Origin of the sequence: Parasedimentitalea marina (assembly GCF_004006175.1) — a bacterium.
GTDB classification, from domain to species: domain Bacteria; phylum Pseudomonadota; class Alphaproteobacteria; order Rhodobacterales; family Rhodobacteraceae; genus Parasedimentitalea; species Parasedimentitalea marina.
Genome location: NZ_CP033220.1, coordinates 57,683 through 77,409, shown reverse-complemented (window position 1 = coordinate 77,409; position 19,727 = coordinate 57,683). Strand labels below are relative to the sequence as shown.

The 19,727-nt window shown below is 58.4% G+C and carries 20 protein-coding genes; 6 read left to right on the top strand and 14 right to left on the bottom strand.

Annotated elements, in window-relative coordinates; all coding sequences use genetic code 11:
• Positions 1-358 precede the first annotated feature (358 nt).
• Complete coding sequence (locus tag EBB79_RS21675) at positions 359-997, top strand: ABC transporter permease (protein WP_338045812.1); 639 nt, start codon at positions 359-361, stop codon at positions 995-997.
• A gap of 28 nt (positions 998-1,025) precedes the next feature.
• On the opposite strand, the gene EBB79_RS21670 is transcribed toward EBB79_RS21675, so the two are convergent.
• From EBB79_RS21670 to EBB79_RS21610, 14 genes are all read right to left on the bottom strand, one after another.
• Positions 1,026-1,760, bottom strand: a complete 735-nt coding sequence (locus tag EBB79_RS21670) for a sulfotransferase family protein (RefSeq protein WP_127751141.1) — start codon at positions 1,758-1,760, stop codon at positions 1,026-1,028.
• A gap of 256 nt (positions 1,761-2,016) precedes the next feature.
• Positions 2,017-3,990 (bottom strand): M10 family metallopeptidase, encoded by a 1,974-nt coding sequence (locus EBB79_RS25815; RefSeq protein ID WP_476739490.1) that lies wholly within the window; start codon positions 3,988-3,990, stop codon positions 2,017-2,019.
• Positions 3,987-4,331 carry a PPC domain-containing protein gene (locus EBB79_RS24640; protein WP_177627901.1) on the bottom strand — a complete coding sequence of 115 codons (345 nt, stop codon included), beginning with the start codon at positions 4,329-4,331 and terminating at the stop codon, positions 3,987-3,989. Before EBB79_RS24640 ends, EBB79_RS25815 begins: the two co-directional genes overlap by 4 nt.
• A gap of 49 nt (positions 4,332-4,380) precedes the next feature.
• Positions 4,381-4,797, bottom strand: a complete 417-nt coding sequence (locus EBB79_RS21655) for a hypothetical protein (protein ID WP_127751140.1) — start codon at positions 4,795-4,797, stop codon at positions 4,381-4,383.
• Between the two features lie 252 nt (positions 4,798-5,049).
• The gene (locus tag EBB79_RS21650; RefSeq protein WP_127751139.1) at positions 5,050-5,985 is read right to left on the bottom strand and encodes a hypothetical protein; all 936 of its coding nucleotides are present in this window, start codon (positions 5,983-5,985) and stop codon (positions 5,050-5,052) included.
• Positions 5,986-6,018: 33 nt separating this feature from the next.
• Entirely contained in the window at positions 6,019-6,339 is a 321-nt protein-coding gene (locus tag EBB79_RS21645; protein WP_338045816.1) for a sulfotransferase, read from the bottom strand.
• Positions 6,339-6,548 (bottom strand): hypothetical protein, encoded by a 210-nt coding sequence (locus EBB79_RS21640; protein ID WP_127751137.1) that lies wholly within the window; start codon positions 6,546-6,548, stop codon positions 6,339-6,341. The genes EBB79_RS21645 and EBB79_RS21640 overlap by 1 nt, the downstream gene beginning before the upstream one ends.
• Positions 6,549-6,694: 146 nt before the next feature.
• Positions 6,695-7,471, bottom strand: coding sequence for a sulfotransferase domain-containing protein (locus tag EBB79_RS21635; RefSeq protein WP_127751136.1), 777 nt, complete (start codon positions 7,469-7,471; stop codon positions 6,695-6,697).
• Entirely contained in the window at positions 7,468-7,617 is a 150-nt protein-coding gene (locus EBB79_RS24545; RefSeq protein ID WP_164860874.1) for a hypothetical protein, read from the bottom strand. The genes EBB79_RS21635 and EBB79_RS24545 overlap by 4 nt, the downstream gene beginning before the upstream one ends.
• A 38-nt stretch (positions 7,618-7,655) precedes the next feature.
• Positions 7,656-9,173, bottom strand: coding sequence for a GSCFA domain-containing protein (locus EBB79_RS21630; protein WP_127751135.1), 1,518 nt, complete (start codon positions 9,171-9,173; stop codon positions 7,656-7,658).
• Between the two features lie 50 nt (positions 9,174-9,223).
• The gene (locus EBB79_RS21625; RefSeq protein ID WP_274594858.1) at positions 9,224-10,147 is read right to left on the bottom strand and encodes an NAD-dependent epimerase/dehydratase family protein; all 924 of its coding nucleotides are present in this window, start codon (positions 10,145-10,147) and stop codon (positions 9,224-9,226) included.
• Positions 10,036-10,359, bottom strand: a complete 324-nt coding sequence (locus tag EBB79_RS25340) for an NAD-dependent epimerase/dehydratase family protein (RefSeq protein ID WP_194085520.1) — start codon at positions 10,357-10,359, stop codon at positions 10,036-10,038. Before EBB79_RS25340 ends, EBB79_RS21625 begins: the two co-directional genes overlap by 112 nt.
• Positions 10,360-10,369: 10 nt before the next feature.
• Positions 10,370-11,254, bottom strand: a complete 885-nt coding sequence (locus EBB79_RS21615) for a 2OG-Fe(II) oxygenase (RefSeq protein WP_164860873.1) — start codon at positions 11,252-11,254, stop codon at positions 10,370-10,372.
• A 52-nt stretch (positions 11,255-11,306) separates the two neighbouring features.
• Positions 11,307-11,987, bottom strand: a complete 681-nt coding sequence (locus EBB79_RS21610) for a hypothetical protein (protein WP_338045811.1) — start codon at positions 11,985-11,987, stop codon at positions 11,307-11,309.
• A gap of 289 nt (positions 11,988-12,276) precedes the next feature.
• Here EBB79_RS21610 and EBB79_RS21605 point away from each other — a divergent pair, with 289 nt between their 5' ends.
• The 5 genes from EBB79_RS21605 (at position 12,277) to EBB79_RS21585 (ending at position 19,545) form a co-directional block, all read left to right on the top strand.
• The gene (locus EBB79_RS21605; RefSeq protein WP_238705131.1) at positions 12,277-13,254 is read left to right on the top strand and encodes a KpsF/GutQ family sugar-phosphate isomerase; all 978 of its coding nucleotides are present in this window, start codon (positions 12,277-12,279) and stop codon (positions 13,252-13,254) included.
• A 101-nt stretch (positions 13,255-13,355) separates the two neighbouring features.
• Positions 13,356-15,704 (top strand): hypothetical protein, encoded by a 2,349-nt coding sequence (locus EBB79_RS21600; protein ID WP_127751132.1) that lies wholly within the window; start codon positions 13,356-13,358, stop codon positions 15,702-15,704.
• 4 nt (positions 15,705-15,708) lie between these two features.
• A complete protein-coding gene (locus EBB79_RS21595; protein WP_127751131.1) occupies positions 15,709-17,229 on the top strand; it encodes a hypothetical protein in 1,521 nt (506 codons plus the stop codon).
• A gap of 10 nt (positions 17,230-17,239) precedes the next feature.
• Positions 17,240-18,529 carry a hypothetical protein gene (locus tag EBB79_RS21590; protein WP_127751130.1) on the top strand — a complete coding sequence of 430 codons (1,290 nt, stop codon included), beginning with the start codon at positions 17,240-17,242 and terminating at the stop codon, positions 18,527-18,529.
• Positions 18,496-19,545: a glycosyltransferase family protein gene (locus EBB79_RS21585; RefSeq protein WP_127751129.1), complete on the top strand. Its 1,050-nt coding sequence runs from the start codon at positions 18,496-18,498 to the stop codon at positions 19,543-19,545. Before EBB79_RS21590 ends, EBB79_RS21585 begins: the two co-directional genes overlap by 34 nt.
• Positions 19,546-19,727 lie beyond the last annotated feature (182 nt).

Sequence of the window (19,727 nt, the reverse complement as noted above, 5' to 3'; positions counted from 1 at the left end):
TGGACGGCGGTACCGGTCGGGGACTTTGGTGGGGCACCATCGTCGACAGGTTTGACTGGGGCCGGTGCTGCCGGATCAGTTTTTGTATTGGTAGCAGGCATGTATCAAAGTGCCTTTGGGAAAAATTTGCGTTTCATTGCGGCGGACGATACAGTAGACCTCGCATCAAAACCAGAGATTAACCAACCCTCCCGATGAGTGATTTGAGCCAAGTACGCCTGCGGCCTGTTCAGCCGCGCCTGTCCAGCGGGCGTGCCATCACGGCCCTGATGCTGCGTGAAATGTCGACCACATACGGGCGCTCACCCGGGGGTATCTTTGGGCGGTTCTTGAGCCCGCGGCAGGGATTGCCCTGCTGGTGGCAATTTTCTCGGCGGGCTTCCGTAGCCCTCCTATGGGGACCAGTTTTGCGCTGTTTTACGCCTCTGGGATGCTGCCTTTTACGATGTTCAATGACATCACCAACAAGATGGCCCAGACAATTCCGTTTTCGCGCAGTTTGCTAGAATATCCGCGGGTGACTTTTCTGGATGCGCTGCTTGCGCGTTACCTGCTGAATGCTCTGACGCATCTGATCGTCCATAGTATTGTTGTCGGCGCTATTCTTCTGGTAACCGATGCGAGCACCACGTTTGATTTCACCAGTATTGTCTTTGCCTATGTGCTGGCCCTGTCCCTTGCGGCTGGTTTTGGCAGCCTCAATGCCTTCCTGGTTCTGGCCTATCCGCTCTGGCAAACCATCTGGTCTATCCTAACGCGCCCGCTCTTCCTGATCTCGGCCATCTTTTTTGTATTTGATGATGTGCCGCGTCCCTATTCAGACTTCCTTTGGTACAACCCCCTCATCCATGTGGTGGGACAGATGCGGGAGGGGTTTTATCCGTTTTACTCACCCAACTATATTTCACCGATCTATATATTCTTGGTTTCGGGCATCACTTGTATCTTGGGCCTGTTCCTTTTGCGGCGCTATCATCAGGACTTTCTGTTCAGATGAGCCCGGCGGGGCCTGTTCGAAGCAGGCTTTAGCGGCACCAGTCAGACAGATCCCAATTGAGGCGGGCTTCCAGCCTGCGGATATCCTTGCGGAAAACCGCAGTCAGCCCGCGCCGTATCACAGGATGCATGGGCGCGTAGCTTCCGGTCCTGACCGCTGCAGGGGCTGGCTGAATCATTTCTGAAACGCCAAGGAATCTGAAGACCTTGCTGAGGGTTGCGCTGTGCGCGTTGCGCAGGTCTTCATTGCGCAGGATCAGGCAGTTTTCTGCCGGAAACAGCCTGTGTAGCCGAGCAATCTGAGCATCATAAAAACTGCGCTGAATATAGGAATAGACCGGATGCTGCCCATGGGTTCGCAGATATCTTGCTTCATGGAGCAGTGCCGGTAGAAAACCGCGACTCTCTTTCTTTTTTTTCCGTTCCATACCCCAATGGGAATAGGCTCTGTCGACCGGATTGCGCAGAAGAACGATGAGTTTCATATCCGGGTTGTACTGCTGGATCGCAGGCAGGCAGTCCGCGCGATAGAGATAAATGGGAGTGACATCACCGGTGCAGAGGCTTAGGGCCTGCGGTGTGTACATGGCATGATACAGGTCATAGTCTTTGCGGGCCGCTGCTGCGCTGTGCTTGTTAAAGAAATGGGTTTCACTGCCGCCGTCAACCAGTCCGATGTCCGGATGTTGGCTCAGGAAACTGCGCAATGCGGTTGTTCCAGATTTTGAGCCCCGGCAACAACGAAGTTGACCATGGGTTGAAATTCAACTGTTGCGTCCTGCTTTTCCACTCAGGCTGACCTCTGTCCAACTGTGGCTGAAGGGGCAACCTGACTTGGTGGTCCCGGTCGCTCGTTAGGGCAAGATCCGTTTGGGTACCACAAAAATGGAATCCTGACCACCAGGCACCCCAGGCAGGGGCATTTGGTGGTCAGGATTTAGGCCAGACCTCAGAAGATGAAGTCACTCGCGTCCAGATCAGAGAGTTGCACATTCAACAATGTGATGGTGCCAGCGCTGCTTAAGCATTGATGAAGGCATTGGCGCCGGACTGGGTCAGGTGATTGCTGGTCAGATCGGCAAAGCTTGTGATTGCCGACAGGCCGCTCAAGTCCAACCGCTCTGCATTGTCAAAAGCGTCAAAATCGGTCACCCGATCTGCGCCGGTGCCGTCGGTGAAGACAAAGATATCGGATCCGTCCCCCTGCAAGCAAATCAGCATGGGCGCCGCCGTTGAGCGTGTCATTGCCAAAGCCTCCCAGAAGGGTATCGAAACCGACGCCGCCATCAAGACTGTCATTGCCGCTGCCGCCTTCCAGACGGTCTTGGTTCTGGTCGCCAAACAGCGTGTCGTTGCCGCTGCCGCCAACAAGGCGATCATTGCCCCATTCCCCACAAGCCGGTCATTCTGAGCGCCACCATTCAGGGTATCATTGCCCAACCCACCAAACAGGCGGTCAAGGCCGTCCCCCGTCAAGCAGGTCATTGCCCAGGCCGCCGTACAGGCGGTCAGCGTTCTGATTGCCATAAAGCGTGTCATTGCCCGCCTCACCGGACAGGACATCATGGCCCCACTCGCCGTACAGAATATCCCCTGGCTGCCACCGTACAGGGTGTCCTGGCCAGTGCCCCCAAACAGCCGATCAGTGCCATCGCCACCATAAAGCAGATCATCGTCAAACCCACCATACAGGCGGTCGGCATTCTGATTGCCATTGAGAGTATCATTGCCATTGCCGCCCGAGAGCACGTCGTGCCCCGCTTCGCCAATCAGCCGGTCCGCCTGGTTGCCGCCGATCAGAGTATCCTGACCGGTGCCGCCAAAGAGGTGATTGAGGCCGTCGCCGCCATTGATGCTGTCATCATCGAAGCCGCCGAATATCCAGTCACTGCCCAGGCCGCCCGACAGGGTGTCGTTGCCATTGCCGCCCGAGATGACATCATTACCGCCATTGCCGCTGATCTGGTTGCCCACGCTATTGCCGGTGAGGGTGTCATTGCCAGACCCGGCCAGGAGGTTTTCGATCACCGTGCCGCGGGCAATACCGACATTGCCAATCAGGCCGCCAATATTCGAGAAGCTTTCTCCCAGCAGGCTGACGCGGTCATGGGTGGTGGAAAAGGACAGATCCACCGTATCGGTGCCACCCTGATCATAGATCGTAAAGGTGATCGGATCGCCGCCATAGACACTGGAGGTGGTGCCCGCCGCAATCAGGTCAAACAGCTGATCCATATAGGTGCCCAGGGCACTGTTCGCACCGTAGATGGTGTTACCTGCGGTGGCACTGTTGGACCCCGGCGCCCCATACAGGTTCTGGATCGCCACAATATCCGCCATCATCGTCGAGACAATGGCTGCATAGCTGGCATTGGTTGTCGTGTTTTCCGTCTGGTTAAAATAGGACATCACCGAGATCTGCCAACTGTCGTTGGTGAAGGTGTCATCGACGCCATAGGTGGCACTGCCGTTGTAATCGCCCTGGTGTCCCAGTCCCAGCGCATGGCCGATCTCATGTACATAGGTGGAGAAGGAGTAGCTGTCGAGGGCGGTGCCGTAGCTGCTGAGCCAACCGGTGCTGATATTGACGTTGGAAGAGTTGATCGTGGTGCCGCTGGTCGAAGAGGTCGCGTAGGCGCCGCTGTCATTGTCGTCAAAGGTCATCTGGGCAGAGCCGCTGGTTTCGACAAAATTGATATTGGCCACCGTTTCCCAGGCCTCAAAGGCCCAGCGGGCCAGTTGCTGCCCGGCTGCTGTCAGCCCGGTGATATTCACCGAAATCTGATTGCTACCGCTGGTATCAAAACTGCGTGGACTGCCGCCCCAGAAGCCGTGGGTCAGGTAATCGGCCAATTGATCCAGCGTGCCTACCGTGCCCGGCGTCGGCGGCGTCGTGCTGCCGGACACCGACATGCTATAGGTGCCACTGTACGAATCCGCATAGGCCCCGCGGCGATATAATAGGTGCCGGTGCTGCTTAGCGGTGTAACTCACCCGGAATTCAAATTTGATGGATAGCTCACATCATCATTGTAACCGATCAAGTTGCCGCCGGAATCGTAGAGCCGCAGGAAGGGATCACTCAGTGAGCCGCCATTCAGGGTAATATCATAGGTCTGGCCTGCCGTCAGAGTGATGGCCACCCAATCGCGATCACCGGCTGCGCTCAGCGTGCCGTTGAAGGTATCGCCCACGGAGATCGAATAGGCGGTCGCAGTACTGGCGGCCGCATCCGCACCCTCGTTTACTGTCGCCATGATAGGCCCATCAAAGCCAGTGCCGTCGGCATGGCGGTCAGGATCAAAATTTCCGGTTACATTACATATTTCGCACATCGTCTAAATCCATTCATTGATAGCAATAAACTGCATCAGATTACTCGTTTCAAAACGTCCCGGATTCATTCCGGAAGGTTTGCAGGGCCAGCCTAAAATCTGGGCTGGCCCGTATCAGGCCCCGGGCAAAGCCATCATAGACTGTGGCAGAGAGCGTGGCGTCGATGACGTCAAACCTCACCTCAGGCCCCTGTTGGCGCGCCGTGACGCCGTGTTTCCAGCTGAGGCGCCCGCTCATTTGGCGGGCACTGACAACTGCCGCGTCCAGGGCCACCAGCATAGGCGTATCATCTACCGGAGTAGCAACCCGCCGGATCACCGCACCTGGGACCTCTGCGGCCAGGCGCTGCACCAGTGCCAGACACAGGCTTTCAACCTGCGGCGCCGTAACAGCGCAGTGCAGGGTGACAACCGGGCGGGCCCGCTGCTGGCTCATGGCTGTGCTCGGCCCTGAGGCGATCGTCACTGCCAGGATTCCAAGCAAAACAGCCCGGCCAGCCGAACATGTTGAAAAATCGCATCTTACACCCCGCACCATGTTTCAGCCTTTCATGCTGCTCGCATCTTGCCAAACATACCTGCCCCCATTTCATTCATAGGAATTTCATAGGATTCGGGCAAGACATGCCCATGTGTTGAGACGCGAAAACTTGCTGCAACCATAGGAAGAAGTTACGGAAAAGAGCCGATTTGCGCGCCCCACAGGAAGTCCTGCACTTCAAGGCGAACCGCAAATCCTCTTGATCTCTTCGTCGCTCAGCCGCAGGTCGGTGGGAAAGGCAATTTCGGGTTCTGGTGCGGGCAGGGTGGCAGCTAGCTGTGGGCTGTCCTTGGCAAAGGCCTGATTGAAAGCGCTAAGGTCCACTGTTTCCCAGGTCGCATGAGGGGCGACCTGCTCGGAGAAGGCAGGCGCATTCTTGAGGATCTTGGCGGTGAATCTGTCCCGCGTCTCGGTGCTGAGCCGCCCCGCCGCCAGCATTTGGTTCAGCCGCAGCATCAGGACCGAGCATTCATCCGACACCGAGACATTCACCGCCTTGGGATAGATCAGCGTGTCGCTGATCTGCAGCGGCAGGCGGCAGGTTTCAAAGAAGGCGCGCACAAAGGCCTGATTGTCCTGCGGGGTATAAAGCGCGGCGGTGGTATCCGCAAAGAAGTTGCGCCAATGGGCCATCGACGGGTCATAGCAATAATACGAGATCCCCTGATTCAGCTCTTCGGTGGCGGTTGCCAGATAGTCCGGCAGGCTGTTGCTTTTGCGTTTGCCCTTTAGCAGCTGCTTCCACATCGAGACCGCATGGCTGGCCGGGGTGCGGAAATGACAGATGATCCGGGTGTCGACGGGAAAGACTGCGCGGACTCCAGCAACCATGTCACGGGTATTGCACCAATACAGGTTTTCAGACGAGATCAGGCAGTGCGGCAGCTCCGAGATGCCCCTGGCGATCAGGGCGGCGACCTCGTCGTGACAGGGGTCGTCCAACCCGCGAAAGAAGTTGGCGATGTGTGTGTGCACCTTGGCGCCACTGCGACCGGCAAAGGTGGGGATGTCGATGCCCTGCGCCCGCAGGGCATCGCGGTTCTTGAGCAGGAACTGCTGCAGCAGGGAGCTGCCGGTCTTGTGGGTGCCGATATGCAGGACAAACTGTGTCATGGGGCCTCGGAAACTCTCTCTCCGGTTCGGGGGCTACCCTGCCTGGGTGCCCTGATAGCGCGGATCGGCATTGCGGATGGTGCTGGCGGCGATCTCGGCGGCGCGTTCGGGGCTGACCGGCAGGCCACTGAAATCGGCCAGGGTGGTGACCAGGGTCTCTGGGTGCTGCAGGGCCTTTTCATAAGACAGCAGCAGCACCGGCGCTTCGAGCCGCTGGATCTCCTTTATCAGTCGGCGATAGCCCTGTTCGGCCCGCTCCAGCGCCTCGAGCTGTTCGCGCCCCATCGACAGGTTGTTGCGCAGGGCCACCGCCAGCATGTCGCGGAACACCACCACAAAGCGGGCGCCCTGCATCAGCGGCACACAGCCCTGCATCTGGTTGCGCAGGGCCGGACATTTGAACCCCAGCGCGGGGTCTGGGCACTGCGGCTGCTGCACAGGTCGGCAAAGGCGTCATGATCGCGTGCCTTGAGCTGCTTCTGGATCACCTTGTCTTCGCAGGTTCTTGGCGTCAGCCGATCCCACATCGGCAGGCCGATTTCAAACAGGGTGCGCGCCAGCATGGTGGTGCCCGAACGGCCCAGCCCGGTGGCGCCGATAGTTGCAACCTCGCCGCAGGGGCGTCGTTCAGCACGGTATAGCCAGGGTTGGGCTGTGCATTGCTCATCTTGGTTTGGTCCTTGTTGTCGGGCACTCGGCCTAGCCTGTTTCAGGGCGCAGTGGGGTAGTCAAGCGCGGTCAGCTGGGGGCTGTATTTTTCGTGGAATTCGGCAATCAGCTCGGGCGGCAGCAGGTCCTGGAAATTATAGGCGCGCCGTTTCCAGAAGAAGGTGCCGTTCTGCGCTGTGCGCCGGTCCGCGCGTTCATAGATTCTGGAGATCTCCTCGGCGCTGGCATCGATCTGCAGAAAGTCCAGCAGGGCGCGGATCCCGGCCTCGGGATCCGCAAACAGGTCTTCATAGCAGATTTCATGATAGGCCAGATCGATGCAGGCCGCCTGCCAGCGCTGCCGGTGCAGTGACAGTTCGCCCGCTGGTCCGGCGAACCAGGAAAACCCGTCGGTATCGCGAAACTGGTCGATGTAATGGGAAAACTCGCCATCGGCGATGATCTGTTCCACCGGCTTGATTTCCTGATCGAGAAAGACCTGCGCCTTTTCCTTGATCTTGGCATAGTTCAGCGCCGACAGCAGCACATCCAACGGATGGCGGCGGATGGTGATGGCGCCGGCGGTGGGCAAGGGGCAATTGTCCATCCGCGCATGCCCGGGGTGCAGGTGGGTCTTCATCAGATGCACCGCCTGACCACGGATCTGGTAGTGCGGGATATCGCCGGGCCAGTCCTTCTGGAACGAGGGGATGGCCTCGCCGCGTTTGGTGCCCTTGGGCGAGAGGATATTGGTCAGGATTTCCCGCAGCCAGGTGTTGCCGGATTTGGGGTAGGAGGCCAGCCAGATCACCCCGGTCGCGGTTTCAGCAGTGGTCATGTCACATGTCCCATCGTGGTTCGGGCCGTTGTTGTACGGGCGGTGGCGGCATCAGCACAGGCAGTCGCCTTCATGACGCTACTGCCGTCATTGATCTGAGCCTTTTCTGTGGCTGCCATTTCACGCGCCCCTGTTTGCAATGTCATTCGTCTTCACTCGCCGTCCCTGGGCTTGTCCGCAATCTTTAAGATGTGGGGTTGGGTGCATTTCGTGCATGCTCATCCAGTGCTGCCTTTGCCCCCTTGTGGTCGGGAGCCAGAGCGAGAGCATTTCTGAGATGTGTGAGGGCTTCATCTTCTTGCTGCATGTTCATCAGCTGTTTGCCCAGGCGCCAATGGTGATCCGGAACCGAGCTGTCCAGGCGTAGGGCTTCACGGAACATATCCAGGGCTCTATCGTCCTGCTTGAGACGCGCCAAGCCTAAGCCAAGATAATATGTGGTGTTGGGGTGCTCTGGGTTCAGTTTTTTTGCTATCTTTAGTTGCTGGACAGCTTCATTCGCTTGTTTGGTCCGAAACAGGGCAACACCCAATTTCAGATGAGCGTTGGCAAGCTGTGCGGGGCGCAGCTTGTTGGAAAAGCGATAGAGCAGACTGCTCAGATTGGTAATGGCAGATTCGAAATTCCCATCGGATAGATTTTGTTTGGCTTCCAACAGCAGGCCACTGCGGGTGTTGGACTTTTCCCGGTCTCGATCATTTTCTGGCCGCGGCTCCTCAGCTTTAGACAGGCTGACGCTGGGGGCGTATGCCGCTACGACAGTTGCCATAATGTGTTCGACCATGGGCCGTGTGACGTGAATGTTGTCGGCCTCATATGCCGCCGCCCGCTCGGACAGGGTCACCATTTCATAGCTGGGGAAGTAATTGACGTTGTCATGGCGTGCATTGAACACTTCGGCGGCGGCCCGTTGCACACTTTTGCCGTAGGTGTTGGCGATCAGTGCATCAGTTCCGGTCATTGTGGCCTTGAACGGAACCGGAGATACCGTGATCAGCATTTTGAAGTCAGGATGCCCGTACCGGGTGATCAACCCATGGATTCGCTCCAGGGAGGCAACGATTTCATCAAGATCCAACGTTCTCAGCTGAAAGCGCTGGGGTTCTTCCTTTATGGCGAAGGCAGGAGGCATGGCATTCAAGAACATCTCTGTCTTGCTGTCGTACCAGGCTTCAACAAGGCCAAGGGTAATGACGACAATCCGGCATTCTGGGAGCCGAGACATCATTTTTGACACCATCCGGCGTCGCTCGGTTACCCGTTCAAAACTGACGGGGGGCAGGTTGGGCACCATCTGCGCGTCATGCCAGGTGTCTTCTCCTCCGCGTAGAAAAAAATCTTGAAAGGGGATGCCGACGTCTTCAAATCCCCAGCGGATTTCGTTTTCCATCGAATGAACAGTGTATTTGTTTAGGATGCTATTGGCGGTCTGCCGGATCCGTTCTTCCTGCGGAATCTCGATGTCGAGAGCAGGCAGTGTAAATCCCAGCGAGGCCAGACGTTTTTCAATCTCCCGTGCAAAACAGGAGCCGATTGTCAGAATCTTGTCAGCCGTATCAAAGCTGAAGGTGGGGGTGACCGTTACATCGGCAAAACCAGTCAGTCGGGTTTCGTTTTTACGCCGTCCATCCGGCCAGCGGCTGCTACGATTTTTTCGAATGTTTTGGGAGGCTTCTTGCGAAGAGAATTGAAAAAGTGACATTGGGTTTAACCTTTATCCGTGTTTGATCGCTGGTGTTGCGGCGTTCAATCTCATCCCATCATATTCCGGGCTTTGAGTTCGGCATTGGCCTGGGCCAGCAGGTCTTCGGGCAGCGGCTGGTCCTGCACCCAGGTGGCAAAGCGGTTCAGACCCTGTTGCAGGTCGATTTGCGGCTCCAGGCCCAGAACATCATGCAGGCGGGTGATGTCGGCGGCGTTGTGGCGGATGTCGCCCAGCCGGTACTCGCCGGTGATCCGGGTGTTGGGGGTGGCGTCAAAGGCGCGCGCCAGCGCCGTGGCCATCTCAAGCACCGAGGTGGCGCGGCCCGAGCCGACATTGATCACCGTATCGGGCGCCTTGGGGCGCGCCAGCGCCGCTGCAAAGGCCGCCGCCACATCCGAGACATGCACGAAGTCACGGCTTTCCAGCCCGTCCTCAAAAATCGGCAGTTCCAGCCCGCGGCGGATCTTGGTCGAGAAGATCGACAGGATGCCGGTATAGGGGTTTTTCAGCGACTGGCCTTCGCCGTAGACATTCTGCAACCGCAGGATGCCGTAGCCAATGCCGGTGCTGTCACAGGTGATGCGCAAAAGATCCTCTTGCATCAGCTTGGTCGCCGCATAGATCGACGACGGCGCGGTGCGGTCCTCTTCGCGGGTGGCAACCAGCTGCAGCACTTCGCCGCTATCCGGGCAGGTGGGATCCCACTGGTGGCTCTTCAGGGCGGCGGCACTGCGCGCCGCCGGGGTCAGACGCTGACCGTCCGAGGCGCGCAGATAGGCGCCTTCGCCATAGACCGACCGGGATGAGGCCAGCAGCACCCGCTGCACCGCATGGCCGGGGGTGGTGGCCAGCACCTGCATCAGCTCGGCGGTGCCCTGCACGTTTTCCTGGGCATAGCGGCTGATTTCATACATCGATTGCCCGGTGCCGGTTTCCGAGGCCAGGTGCACGATGGCCTCGATGCCGTCGATGGCGCGGGCCAGGTCTTCGCGTACCGTGACGCTGCCGCGCTGGAACTCCAGCCCGGGGTGGCATTGAGCCAGCCGGTGCCTTCAGGCACCGCGCCGTGAATTTGCGGGCTGAGGCTGTCCAGAATGCGCAGCTCGTGGCCCTGGGCCAGCAGCGCGGGCACCAGATGAGAGCCAATGAAACCGGCGCCGCCGGTGACCAGAATGCGTGTCATTCGTATAATCCTACCCGGGTTGGTCTGTGTCAGAGGCGGCAGCGGACCCGGCCGTCGACGCCTTTTCGGCCAGCAGCGCCTCGTAGGTCTGGCGCACATGGCGGGGCTGATAGCGCCGGGCCAGTCGGCAGGCGGCATCGGCATCGGCGATCTGATCCCAGCCCGCCAGCAGGTCCTGACGCAGGTCCTGTTGCTGATCCGGGGTCAGCACATAGGTGGTCTTGGCGCGCTGCTCCAGCCCCTCGGGCCAGTCGGTGTAGTAATAGACCGCCAGCGAGCGGCGGCTGACGTGCTCGGGGCAGGCCAGCGGCTTGGGGTGACCATGCCACGAGGTTTCGGTGGTGCGAAACAGCGCCGCAGTGTTCAGTGTCGGTGCAACCCGTACCGGTTCGCCGTCCAGGTTTTCGGACCACAGTTCAAGCTGGCCGTGCCAGTCCTCCTGCCAGTCGGCATTGAGATAGAGGATCAGGTTCAGGCAGCGGTGCTTGCCGGTCTTGGGGTGAAAGTTGAAATCGGCATGGGTGTTGAGAAACCCGCCGGTGTAGATTTCATGCAATCCGCCGCCGGCCAGATCCGGATCCGGATACAGCGGTGAAATCCCGGTGAGCTGTTCCAGAAAGGCGATGAATTCGGGGCCCAGGATCTGGTCGAAAAACTGCTGCTGGGTCTCGGACATCAGGCTGAGATCCGGCACGCCGCGCTTCTGTTCGACATCGTGATGGCGTTTCAGAGGTTTGCTGATCTTGGCCATGACGGCGGGGAAATCATCGGCAATCTGCTGCGCCCGGGGGAGCGCGAGAAAGCCCTCGAAGGTGCAATAGGGAAACGGGTCAGCCGCAGCCCAGGTCTGCTGAGCGGCGGAAAATTGCTGTTTCAAACGGTCATAGTCAATCATCGGCGGCGATCCTCCGGCTGGGTCTGCGGGCTGTTCTGGAGGCAGGCGGGGCCTATTCGGCAGCCTGCTCCGAAGCCTGAGTGCTGGCGAGATACATATCGCGTTCTGTGCGCCACTCGTTTCCAAAATCAACGTCTTGCCAATTCTCAAACCAAGGGCCGCCATTGGTGTAATGCACGCACATGGGCATTTGATCCGGCTTTGCATATTCCCCTTCGAGGAAGTTCCATTCCAGATCCAAAGCGCCCATATCTTCGTCTTCCAGCCAGTTGAACCGGTGCAGGTAGGCGGGACTGGAGGAATTGACCACAGCCGGTGTCAGCGCCTTGACCTTGGGATGAGCCCCATTGAAGGCCATGAAGGAGGACCAGTTCTTGCGTGGGTAGGTTGTTTGCTCTTTACCGTCCATCTTGACAGCATTGGCCGGTGTGTAATCGTGCTGCACGCAATAAAGGGCCTTATCGCTGGACACGATATCGAGCAATTTGGTCACATCACCGGAGAGCAGAAAGTCGCAGTCGACAAAGATTGACCAGCCATCATGCGCCGCAAGATAAGGCGTCAGGAAGCGGGTGATCGAGAATTCGGTCGTGGCTTTGTCTGCGGTCCTTGTATAAAGGCCCAGTTCTCGTAGCGTTGGCTGTTTGAGTGGGTAAATCTCCACATCACCGCGGGTGTGGCGGGTGATGGAATGGCGACAGACCTGCCAGGCAATATCTTCCCGGAATCCCACCCAACAAAAATCTTCAATGTCTTCTCTGTAAAATGCGTCATAGCAGTATACCCTTGAATTGACAGCGAGAGACCCCACAAGGCTTCTCTCTGTCCGCGCGCCGCTGCGTGTTGCAACTTGGCATGCAGCCTGTATAATGTTCTACGCTTGGCTTTGCGAGGGCAATTTCATTATTTCTTTCAGGTCACCCCCTTCCACTTGAACCGATTGAAATTGACGTATGTCATTGATTTGAAGTAATATTTACTTCAAATGCACTTGCGACTTAAACGTAACCACGGAGAGCTATATGCCTCAGGATAAGATGGCACAGGATGCCTCGGGAATTTTGCGGACAGCCGCCCGGGTGCTGGACATCGAAAGCACCGCCATTGCCTGTATGAGAGACAATCTGCCAGCGGATCTTGCACCTGCTGTGCGCTGCATTCTGGCCAGCCGGGGGCGCGTGATTGTGTCCGGCATCGGGAAGTCAGGCCATATTGGCCGCAAGCTGGCAGCCACCTTGGCCTCTACCGGGACAACGGCCTATTTTGTGCATGCCTCCGAGGCAAGCCACGGCGATCTGGGCATGATCACCAAGGATGATGTCTGCATCCTGATCTCAAACTCTGGGGAAACCCGCGAGTTGAGTGATCTGATTACTTATACACGTCGGTTCAACATTCCCCTGATTGGCATTTCCAGCATCTCGGACAGCACGCTCATGCGGCAGGCCGACCTGCGTCTGCTCCTTCCGGGCGCACCGGAAGCCTGTGCAATCGGGATGGCGCCAACCACGTCGACAACCCTGACTTTGGCCCTGGGGGATGCTCTGGCGGTGGCTTTGATGGAGCAACGCGCCTTTAAACCAGAAGAGTTCCGCAACAATCATCCTGGGGGGAAGCTGGGTCTGCAGCTCGCCCAGGTGCGCCAATTGATGCATGAGACCAGCGCTCTCGCAGCCGTGGCGCCAGATCTGCCGATGACAGAGGTACTGATCCAGATGAGTGAAGCTGGTTTTGGGATTGCCTGCGTGGTTGCAGACGGGAAGGTCGCAGGGGTGATCTCGGACGGGGATCTGCGCCGTCATATCGACAGGATTACGGACCTCACGGCCTGTGAAGTTGCGACGTCTAACCCTAAAACCGTTGGCCCGGAGATGATGGCAGCCCAAGCTTTGGGACTGATGAACGAAAGCAAGATCAATGCTCTGATCGTCGTTGATGCAGACAATGCACCGATCGGACTTTTGCGCATACATGATTGCCTCAAAGCTGGTCTTGTGTGAGACCACAAAAGGCCGGTTTAAAATGGGCTGGTTCAAAACCAGCCCGCACCAGAAATGCCAATTGCCCACAGAGCACCGGCAAGGGATGAGTTGGAGTCTCGATGTCTGACACAGATGAACATTTAGCAACGCTGGCCGGTTTCGACCCGGACTGGTACAGTCAAACCTACCCCGATGCGGTTCTGTCTGGCCTGTCACCGCAGCAGCATTACCTGCTGATCGGCCGCGTTCTTGGCCGTCCGGGTTTCCCGCAGCCCCCGCAGCCGGAGCCCGTGAAAACCACAGTGCTCAGCCCCCATGCTGCGGCTCAGAATTTCGGGTCTGGGGAGGTCCTTGCGATTCCCGGGGCCGATGTTGCGCAAGACAGTCCAATCATTGCCGGGCCTGACCAGACAACGCTGGAGCCCCTGTCCGGCCAGCCTGCTGATCAGCGACCACATAATGTTGGCTATACCGCCTTGTTTGCCGCCTCTTATGAGCTGGGCCGCTTTGCCTCCCCGGAGGAGGCCACAAAGACATGCGGACCGATCTCGACCTATGTCCAGATGGTTGCGCGCGACTTGGCGAATACGGCCCAGGCGCCGGTCCTGAAGTCTCCGGACAGCCCAGAGGAAGCCTTCTTGCCTATGGACGGGGCAGTGAGTTCCCCGGTCGCTGGCTGCTTCCTGAAGGGGCGCGCCTGTATTGAGAACATCTGGTTTGCGGATGAGAGTCGCTTGCGCTTTGTCTTCACCGGGCAAGAGGACAGCTCTGATGAGGCGCCAGGAATGCTGCGGGCCTGGCAGGCGGATCCCCTTACCCCCCTCCGTTTTGTTGCCGTCGGGAGCGCCAGTCTACCCGTCAAGGGCCCGGCATTCCTTGATGTTGCTATGATCAATCCCTTTATGCCGGTCCTCCTTGAGTTGTCGGACAGTTTTTCTGTGACACAGGGCTATGCGCTGATCACCTTCCCTTCGCTGTTGCGGGGCGGGCTGCACGCAGTAGAGCGGGCGGCGCACAGTCTGGCCAGCAACCCGATGGATGAGTATTGGCGCATCAGCCAAGCCCTGCTGGGCGAACTTGCGGCAGGCCCGGCCCGATCCGGATTTGCGGTGTCCCGCCTGGCTGTGCGCACAGCCGGTGCTACCGGTGCAGAACGGCTGTTCTCTCCCGCATTCCGGGGCTGGCTGAAAACGGTCTTTGGCCTGGGGCTGACTGCAGTTTCTGCACCGCAGGATAAGGCCGAAACCCCAGGGCTGGAATGGCTGCAGGCGTCTCTGGATCCAGAAGAGGGCCATAGTCGCGGTACCGGCATGACCCTACAGCTTCCCTGTCATGGCGTGCCCTCCCTGGCGGCCCTGGTGTCCCGCCGCATGGCGCTGCCAAAAGGTTATACACAGGCCCCTGGCCCGTATCTTGTGTGCAGCAAAACCAGTCTGAAACCCCTGTGGTCCGTTGCGCTGCCCCAGTCCCACAGACCGCAGGCGGACCAGCCGCTGCTGTTGCGCGCAGACAGTGGTGCGACCACCCTGGATGATGCCCAGGCAGACGGGCATTGGCTGGCACCGCTGCATCTGGCTGTGGTCTGCCACCCGGATCGATCTCCAAATGATAGCCGTAATCTCTTCCCGGTGGCGCCAGATGCCCCCTATATCCCCTTGTTAGAGACTGAATTGTCGCTGACAGTGGTGTTGCAGGCCTCGGATCCAGCACTCTCTGAAAGGGCGCTTTCTTCGCTGCTACCGCAACAGGACATTCATGTTGGTCAGGTCCTCGTCCGCCCGGCGCGCTATGCTGGGGATGCTGAAATTGCCAGGGTCATAGAGATTGCCGAAGCCCTATTTCCGGGGCGGGTCACCTGCATAGCCCCTGACACTGGCACCCTTGGCGATCTTGACGCGATCCATGGCGCGGCAACCTTCGACCACCTTCTCATGCTGGACGAAGCCGTCGCCCTGCTGGACAGCCGCTTCCTCGCAGTGCTGGGGGCTGAACTTGAGGCTGAGCCTGCCGCAGGTTCGATTGGAGCCGCTCTGCTGCATGAGGATTTACGGGGGAAAGCCACCACCATGCAATTCGGGTCCGCAGGGCTGTTTCCTGCTGCGGTCTCTTTTCTCTCTGCGCCTCGGCTGAATGTGGTGGAGCCGGATGTCCTGGATGCCCTGCCCGCCTCCACCTATCCCGTCCTGGCCAACAGTCTTGCCCTCTGCCTGATCCGCAAAGCCGCGCTGCAGGATACGGTTGCAGCCCGGGCCGCCCTGCCCGGCGCCAAGGATGTCGATTTGCATTTTGGCCTGTCCTGCCATGGCATGGGCTGGCGCAGCCTCTGCACCACGCTTGTCCGGGCGGGCACAACCCGCCCCGCCTCTGGCAGAGATCAAATCGACCCACTTGGGCTGGCCTGCATAGCACCGGCACGCTGGGATGATCTTTTGCAGTCGGTGACCGTGCTGCGGGCGCTGAAAGGATAAAGCTATGCGTGTAACAGTGGTCATCCGGAGTGAAGAGATCCGTCATTCGGCGGGGGTGCGCATCCGCTTTCATCGGATAAGCCAGCATCTCGCCAAACAGGGGGTGACGCTGAACATCACATCGATCCAGGATCTGTCTACAGCGCGTAAACACAAGGATGACATCTATATTTTCTCAAAGTGTCATGAGGCCAATGCCATTGTGCTGGCGCGCAGGCTGCGCCAGCAGGGATGCATTGTTGGCATCGACGTCTGCGATGATTATTTCAGTCAGCGCCAGGACTGTCGCTTTGTCCATCTGCGGCGCTGGCTTCGGGATATCTCTGGGACTCTGGATTTCATCCTGTGTTCGACGCCTTTGATCTCTCAGCAGCTTACCCAGCTTATCCCTGATCTGCCCTGCCATATCCTGAATGACCCCTTTGACCATTTCAAGACTGACAAGCTGACCCGGACCCTAAAAGAAAAAGCGGCGCGCGCCCGCAGCAGCCGGATTTTTGACATTGGCTGGTTTGGCATGGGAGATAATCCTTATTTCAGCGTCGGACTGGAAGATTTGCATGCTTTCTCGCAAGAACTGGCACGGGCCCGCGCCTTTGGATTTACGCCGCATTTGAGAATCCTGACCAATCAGCGCGCTCTGACTTCGGACCGCATTGAGCTGCTGGCGCGCCTGCCGGTCCCTGCCACCCTGGAGGAATGGAGTGAAGCCCGGGAGGCCGAGCTCATCTCCCAGTCCCTGGCTTGCTTTTTGCCCGTCAACGCACAGAACTTCAGCACCGTAAAATCGCTTAATCGGGCGGTGACAACCCTGACCAATGGCGGTCAGGTCCTGTCCAGCGGCTTCCCGCTCTATGACCCTCTGTCGGATTTCGTCTACCGGGATATTGCTGATTTGCTCCATGATTTGGAGGCCGACCACCTGAAGCTTCGCGGGGACAGCCTCTCAGATCTAAAGCGCCTGATGTCTGACCTGAGCGACCCTGAAACCGAAGCTTGCAGCCTCACGGCCTTCCTGCAAACCCTTCCAACGCCTGCGCCGACGGACACCGAAAAACCCATTGCCGTCCTGCACGGATTGCACCCGTCCGGCAACCTGCACAAGGCCGTGCGTAAATTGGGCGCCCTTTCCGTGGCGGCGCCACAGACCAAGCGGACGCTCAATTTCGATGTCGCCCTGTCTCCGGGCGACGGGGAGAATGGTGTGGAGATCATTTTCTCTCAGAAGGCCGGCAACCTTTTGAAACCATGTTATGCGGCGCGTCTAAAGCAGATCGGCGAAATCGGCGGCGCTCCTGTGAGCAATCTCTGGCTCGCCAAAGATGAAATGCCAGAGAGCTGCCGGGTTGTCGCATTGAGCGCACCTCTACGCCCCTTGAATGAAATGGCCCGCTATGGCGCTGAACTGCGCCGCATGCGCGCCCTGCTGGCACAGTTGTTTGAAGAGCTTGACGTGATCCTGGCCGAAAACCGCTCCCCCTATATGGAAGAGGCAGATCTGATGACTGCCGTCCATTCTGTCTGAAAGGTTCAAGATGCGTTCTGCCCAAGCCGTTTTCGTTTTTAATCTTTTACAGGATGTGAACATCCTACGCGGCCTCGTTTACCTTGCCCGGCAGGAAACAGAGGCCTCTCTTTGCTTTCTTGTGACCAAAGGGTTCGTCAAAAGAGACAGCCGTGTCATCTGGCAGAAAGAGCTCGCTGCGATGGTGCGCGATACCGGTGCGGAGATCCATCTCATCAGCGAATCCGCGGATGTTTGGACTGCCCTGCAAGGCGGTGGCGGCATTTTGATCTCGGCCAGCGAATCTGATTTGCCGGAACACCGTGAAACCAGCGCCATCATGCGGGCGACCCCCTCGTCCTTTCTCAAGGTGACCCTCCAGCACGGGCTGGAATGCGTGGGCTTCCGGCAAAGCCGGGAACATAATATCCGCCATGGTCGTGATGTGGGTTTCAATGCCGATGTTGTCTGTTCCTGGCTTGCCCCACACCGCCTCTCTGCCACGCGGGCATCTGAACGCGCCAAAATCATTGTGACTGGCCCGCCAACACTGCTGCAACGGCGCCGCACCCATCCTGACCACCCGCCTCTGACACAAGCGCTGGTCTGCGAGAACATGCATTCCGCACGCTTGCAGGCCACTGGCGATCACAAGGCCTCCTTTATGGAGACCTTCTTTGATTTTTGCCGCCGCCAGCCCACGGGCGAGGGGGTTACGCTGCGACCGCATCCGGGCGGGCAATATGTTCTGAAGAACAATATCGCCCTGCCAGAGAATGTTGCGCTGAACAATCTGCCGATCTACGACGTCAATCTGCCAGGGTACGGATACGGCATTTCAGCCCCGTCCACGGTTGTCTTCGACATGGTGCTTGCTGGACTGCCCGTCGGGGTTTGGCGGGATCCCGACGGCATCATGGATATCGGAAACTATGCCGGGTTGGCACAGATCAGCGCCGTGGACGACTGGCTCAACTTTGCGCAAGAGTGCCGCCACAACCACGCGGCCTTGGTGGCACGCCAAAATGCTTTCCTGGAGCGGCAGGGGGTTTTGATGGACCCCAATGAGATTTACCGCCGCTTTACCGCCCTGCTGCGCAATGCGCTGGCACAGTTCCGCCCGCCGCACAGGTTCCGGCCCCAGCCCCGTCTCCTGCCGTTCCGGCGAAGGCCGGGAGCCTACCGCCTGCAGCGCCACAGCGCATCCTGTTCATTGCCAATGACACGATTGCCACCCTTCAACTCTCTTTCCTCAAACCGCTGCAGCCCTGGTTTGATCAGGGCAAGATGCAGTATGACATCATCACCGAAGCAGAGATGACGCAGCATTTTGGGGCAAAGCGCTTTTCCAAAACGGCCGGAGACTGGCTGGATCAAAGGATCAGGGCCTTTGCGCCTGATCTGATCCTGTGCTGCCGGTATAGCGGCCCGCATGCGAACCGTATTCTCATGGCCGGCAAAAAGCGCATGATACCAGTCGTCTATCACATCGACGACGATTTGCTGAATGTGCCCCGCGAACTGGGGGAAAGCAAATGGCGCATGCACAACAGCAGGGAACGGCTGCAATGCGTGCGGCAGTTGCTGGATCAGGCCACCATGGTTTATGCTTCCACGCCGGGGATGTACCGCCGACTGAAAACCCTTGGCACCCGCAGCCCGATCTTCTGCGGTGGCATTTACTGTGCCGCCCGGGTGCTGCGGCCCGCAACCATGGGAGGCGTGCAGCGGGTTGGCTATATGGGCACTTCAAGCCATATGCATGACCTCCAGTTTGTCCTGCCTGCGCTGGAGGTCTATCTGGATCGCAATCCCAGAGTGATCTTCGAATTGTTCGGGCTCAGCCCGGTGCCCGAGGTCTTGGCCCGCTTTGGTGACAGGGTGCAGATCGTCCCCTCCGTCAACAATTATGGCGAATTCCTGAAGACCTTGGCCGACAGGAAATGGGATATCGGACTGTGCCCGCTGGCCCATACGCCGTTCAATGCGGTCAAAGCCAATACAAAATGGGTCGAATATACGGCCTGTGGCATGGCGACGGTGGCCACGCGGGGGCTGGTTTATGATGACTGCGCAGCCGAGGGGCGGGGGCTGTTGGTGCATTCCGAAGAATGGGCAGATGGCCTGCAGATGCTGACTGACAATCCTGAAATACGCTACCGCATGACGGTTGATGCGCAGACCCACCTGATGCTCAATTACTCTGAGAACAAGCTTCAGCAGCAAGTGTTCAACGCCCTGGGCCAAGCCCAGAAAATTCACGCTGAAGTGGCTGGAAAGCAGGCCAGCACCCCCGCTGTGGCATTTGATGACGCCGGGCGTATCCTGTCTGCGTAAGTCCGCCAAAAGGGTCTCTTGCGGCCAGTACATTGCACGCTACCGCAAAAAAATCCTTAGCGCGGTCGACTTAAATCAAAGCTTAATCTTTTGGGCTAAAATGTGGCAACCCCGGCATACCGGAGACTGCCACCCCCAAAGGCGGCAAGGAGATGAGGTCAAGCTCATCCCAGTAAGTGCTG